Annotated in this window: 4 protein-coding genes; 1 reads left to right on the plus strand and 3 read right to left on the minus strand. The window is 70.8% G+C overall.

All coding sequences use genetic code 11. The features are described from left to right. Positions 1 to 1,167, minus strand: a 1,167-nt coding sequence (locus tag ABZ656_RS56490; RefSeq protein ID WP_360280320.1) for an MFS transporter, incomplete at its 3' end; no start/stop codon positions are given. A 281-nt stretch (positions 1,168 to 1,448) separates the two neighbouring features. Here ABZ656_RS56490 and ABZ656_RS56495 point away from each other — a divergent pair. After that, complete coding sequence (locus tag ABZ656_RS56495) at positions 1,449 to 1,835, plus strand: hypothetical protein (protein ID WP_180362153.1); 387 nt, start codon at positions 1,449 to 1,451, stop codon at positions 1,833 to 1,835. Between the two features lie 529 nt (positions 1,836 to 2,364). Here ABZ656_RS56495 and ABZ656_RS56500 read toward each other — a convergent pair. Continuing rightward, entirely contained in the window at positions 2,365 to 2,943 is a 579-nt protein-coding gene (locus ABZ656_RS56500) for a hypothetical protein (RefSeq protein WP_360280314.1), read from the minus strand. Continuing rightward, positions 2,940 to 4,652 (minus strand): PHP domain-containing protein, encoded by a 1,713-nt coding sequence (locus ABZ656_RS56505; RefSeq protein WP_360280317.1) that lies wholly within the window; start codon positions 4,650 to 4,652, stop codon positions 2,940 to 2,942. Before ABZ656_RS56505 ends, ABZ656_RS56500 begins: the two co-directional genes overlap by 4 nt. Between the last annotated feature and the right edge of the window lie 245 nt (positions 4,653 to 4,897).

The following is a 4,897-nucleotide window of genomic DNA, read 5'->3' on the forward strand; positions in this document are numbered from 1 at the left end:
GCCCGCGACCACGCCCCCCACCGCCCTGCCGTGGCGCCCCGCGGCCCAGGTGAGGACGGCCGCGCCGGCCGGGGCCGCCGCGTAGTGCAGGGTCCAGAACGCCGAGGTGACCCGCCCGAGCAGATGCTCCGGAGTCACCTCCTGCCGCAGCGACATGGAGCACGTGCCCGCCACGCTCCCGAAGCCCAGGAAGACCGCGGTCAGGGCGGCCACGGCCGGCACGCTGCGGGCCCAGCCCACGCCCGCCAGAGCGCATCCGCACACCGCCACCGACCCGATCCAGGTCGGGCCGAAGCCGAGACGTCGGCGCGCCCGGGCCACCAGGAGCGCCCCGGCGATCGTGCCGAGCGCACCGGCCGCGAACACGGTGCCGACCGCGGCGTCGTCGCGGCCGAGATCGTGCTTGAGGTGGTAGATCAGCAGGTCGTTCAGGCCGAGGGTCAGGAAGCTGAAGAAGGACAGCAGGACGGTCAGCACGCGCAGGACCGGGTGCCGGACCAGGAAGGACACCCCGGCGAGCAGATCCGTCCGCAGCCGCCGGACCGCTCCCGCTCCGGCCGCGGCTCCCGGTGCGGGGCGTGTGGTGCCCGTGAACCGTACGAAGCCGACGCAGACGGCCGACACGCCGAAGCTCGCCGCGTCCACGCCGACGGCGGCGGCCGGCCCGAACCACGCCGCCACCAGCCCCGCGCACACCGGACCGGCCACACCGGCAGCCGCCGCGGTCGCGTTCAGCCTGCCGTTGGCCTCCGTGATCCGCTCGACGCCGACGAGGTTACGGACGACGGTGACGTAGGCGACGGAGAACAGCATGCCGACGGCCTCGCACAGCGGCAGGACCACGTAGAGCAGCCAGATCCGCGGTCCGAAGACCCAGACCAGCGGAATGACCGCGTACAGCGCCATGCGGACCAGGTCGCAGGCCACGAGCAGTTTCCTGCGGTCCACGCGGTCGACGACGACCCCGGCGAAGACTCCGGCCACGACCGACGCCGCCCCGCCGACGGCCGTCAACAGACCCATCTGCGCGACGGATCCGGTCGCGTGCAGCACGAGCAGCGGCAGGGCGATCAGGGCGAAGGAGTCCCCGAGGACCGAAAGGGTCTGCGCGACCCAGAAGACACCGAAGTCACGGTCCCACCGCAGCGGGCGCGGCGGTTGCGGCAGTTCTTCGTCAGCAGTGGCTTCTGCGTCCCGCTTCAGAGGCCTGGGCTCTCTCCCACGCCGCGCGCTGTACGTCACCGTGTCGGCCCCCGTCACCCGATCCAGTCGTCGACCACCCTAGACCGGCGGAGTGCTTTTGGGAGTTCGATCAACGGAGCGCATGGGCCGCTCGCAGTCGTGTTCCGGGGTGGTTGCTGATCCACCTCTGACCACCCGGATCCATGGTTGTCCGACGGTGTCAGCTGTACTGGCGCAACGAGGCGGAGGTCGTGGCTGGAGGGCTGGTGTCCGAGGTCCCCAGGGTGCGCGAGGGGGAGTACGACGAGGACAACATGCCGGAACCGTCCACATTGTCCCCGATTACCGCGGAGGACTTTCCAAGGTGGCTTGATCTGCCCAAGGACATGTGGGAGACCTGGGAACCTCGTCTCCGGTTGCCGACGGGCGGCACCATGTGGCCACCCGACTCCAACATCATCGGGACGAAGGTCGGCGGCTGGCCCGCCTGGACGCAGCCTGCCGACTGGCCGAACTGCGAGAGCGGACACCGCATGGAGCACCTTCTGACCATCACCGGCGACATACAGTTGGGCGACTGCGGCGGCGTCTACTTCTTCCATTGCCGCCAGTGCCCCGGCCTCCCGTGGGACTGGCGCTTCGACTGCCACTGACAGCTGAGGTCGGTGGAGTCTGATTCAAAAATCCCCCAACGCCGCAGTTCAGGCCGGTTCCGCTGATCGGAGGGACACTCAATGACCGAGTCAAGCCATCGACGGTCTTGAAAACCGTCGCGGCAGCGATGTCACCGTGGGTTCAGATCCCACACACACCGAAGATGAACGGCCCCTGACCAGGTAACTCGGTCGGAGGCCGTTCTCATGTGCGCTGACCGTCAATCACCGTGGTTCCCCGTCGGATACCGGGCGACCGGGCACGGCACCTTCTGATCCGTAGCTCCGCACAGACCGGCCTTTCGGGTCATACAGGCTGCGGGGAGGACCGTAGCGGCCGGCGTGGGGTGCTGTCGGTTGCCGGGGTTGCTCTACTTCGATGCCGTACAGCACGATCCTGGCTGGGGGTGAGGGCATGGAGCGGGAACGACTCAAACGGCTGCTGGGCGGTGACGATGAGACGTCGCTGGCTGCTCCCCGGAGCCGTCACCACAGTTCCAGCCGACTGCCCTCGGTCACCCTTGTCGGGTCAGTGGTCCGCGCAGCACGGTGTCGGGTCCGGGACCTCGAACGGGACCAGTGTCCCGCCCGCGGCCGGCATCGCGGCCAGGACCAGTCGCCCTTCGCGCCACTCCGGTCGTACATGATCGCGGGTGACGATCCGCTGGTCCGGGTCGGGACCGTCGGGCGCGCCGAGGACGACGATCCGCTCGACCGCGGAGACGGCCAGCAGCCGGGCGACGGTCACCGTGCCGGTGAGCGCGTCGGCCCCGGCGTACCGGACGGCACGGCCCCCGGTGCGCGCGAGGTGCTCCGCGGCGGCGTGCGCGGCACCGGCGGCCAGCTCGTCCGGACCGTGCCACTCGGCGCCCAGAGCGGCACCGAACTCCCGTTCCGTGAGCGCCCGCCAGGCCACGCGGGCCGCCCGCTCCGAGGGGGTCGCGAAGGACAGCGCGGTATGCGGCCGTCCCTCCCGCACATGGTGCGTGCAGCCCACCACCTCTTCGTCCAGGCCGAGTTCGGCAGCGAGGTCGATGAGGAGGTGGTCGGCCGCCCGCAGGGTCCCGGACAGACCGGTGTCGACCCCGACGACGTACCGTTCGGTCACGACGGCAGGACCCACACCGGGTTGGAGTAGAACCACAGGTCCTTCCACGGGTCCGCGTCGCCGACGACGTCCACGGCCGGTCCCGCCGGGTCGACCGCCGCGCCCATCAGACCGGTGGCGGAACGGTTGCCGTCGGTGCCGCGCAGCCGGACGTACACCGGGCGGTCGACCGCGCCGAGGGAGTACGAGAGACGCACCACGCCCGTGGACTTGTTCACCTCGTACGACTGGACCACCTTAGCGGTCGGCGCGGTGAAGGTGTCCTTGTCCGCGACGGCGCCCGTGACATCGCCCTGGATGACGTCCACGCGGGCCAACTTCGGCACGAATCCGGCCCAGTTGGGCCCGTCGGCGAGCGCGATGTCGACCGTCAGCGTGACGTTCTGCCCCTTCTTGACGTGCAGCGCGCCGCCCAGGGTCGCCCAGCGGCTGCCGCCTGCCACCCGCGCGTCGAGGCCGCTGATGAGCTGCCCGTGGTCGACCCACACGCGCCCGGCACGGATGCCGTCCATGACGGCGGCGTACGAGAAGCCGTCGGCGCCGACATGGGTACGGCTGTACTGGCCGGGCCAGTAGTCGCCCTGGGTGAGGTCGATCTTGCCGCCGTAGACCGGGTCCGTGTGCCTGCCGTTGGCGGTGAAGTCGCTGTCCGGGCCGCCGCGGACGGCGGTGTCCGTGTACACCTGGTGCGAGTCGGAGTTGGCGGTGATCCACCAGGGCTTGCCCTCGGCGAGGAGGCTGTCCCACAGGCCGCCGACCGTGGCGGTCATCCAGTCGAAGCCGCCCCAGGTGCGGTAGCTCTCCAGCGGGTAGCCGGCGAAGGAGTCGGCGCTCGGGTTGTTGTCGTAGATGCCCCGGGCGCGTCCCATGCCCAGCGGCGTGGCGATGCCCCCCGCCTGGTGGCCCGGCGCGCCCTCGAAGCCGACGGCGATCTGACGGCCCGAGCCGGTCGCGTCGCGCCAGCCGCGGATCTCGTGCGGCGAGTCGACACCGCGCCGCGCCGGGTGGTTGGCGAGCATCAGCGCGTCCTTGACCTTGCGCCGCTGCACCTGCTCCGCGAGGAAGTTGAGGCCCGCGACGGCCAGCGCCTCGTTGGCGGGCGAGGACCCGCTGGTACCCGTCACGCTGCCGTCGTAGGACGTCTCGAACGCCTTCAGGACGCTGACCTCGTCGTTGCCGGGGTGAACGAACACGGTGCCGTGCTCGGCGCCGGGTATGTTCCACTCGAGCCCCTGGAAGACGAGCGTGTCCTCGTACTTCTCCCGGGCCTCCTTGATGTCCGGGTTGACCTTGTCGACACCGATCTTGGCGTGCGTCTCGCTGCCGTGGTCGGTGATGACCATCCAGTCCAGACCGTGCCGGGCGCCCTGCCGGACCTGGTCGCCGACGCGGTACTTGCCGTCGCTGCTGTACTGGGTGTGGATGTGGTGGTCACCGGACAGCCAGAGGAACCCGTTCCGTCTGCGACCGCTCGTGGCGCTGGAGGCGTACGCCGGTGCCGCCGCCCCCTGCGCGAGGACGCCACCGGCGGCCAGTCCCGCGCCGAGCAGCCCAGCGCGGCGCAGCAGCGAGCGGCGCGACTGCTGCTCGGGGGTCAGGGCCTCGTCGGGCACGGAGGGGTCGAACGCGGCGGGAAGCGACTCACTCTCGTGGTCGTGCCCGTGGCTGTGGTCGTGCTGGTGACCGTGGTGGTGATGCCCGTGCCCCATGCCTGCCTCCTGAGTCGTGCGCCGCGAGTGCGAGAGCGCGCCACGAGGAGATTCGGTGCGGAACGTGAACGCCGGACGGCGGCCGCGTGATCGGCGGGCGAGGGGGGCGAGTCGACTCGCCCCCCCCCCCACAACAAACCACCCACGCCCACCACTAGCTCCCCCCACACAAACAAGTTTGGCCAACCGAACCAGGGCTGCACAACCCACCGCAAGGCCCGCGCCCCGACGAGCACCAACCCCCG

Origin of the sequence: Streptomyces sp. NPDC007095, assembly GCF_040634475.1 — a bacterium.
Taxonomy (GTDB): Bacteria; Actinomycetota; Actinomycetes; order Streptomycetales; family Streptomycetaceae; genus Streptomyces.

What these genes read in the sequence shown, in the direction of transcription:
- ABZ656_RS56505 (WP_360280317.1), bottom strand. Translation starts at nt 4,652, where the DNA reads ATGGGGCACGGGCATCACCACCACGGTCACCAGCACGACCACAGCCAC.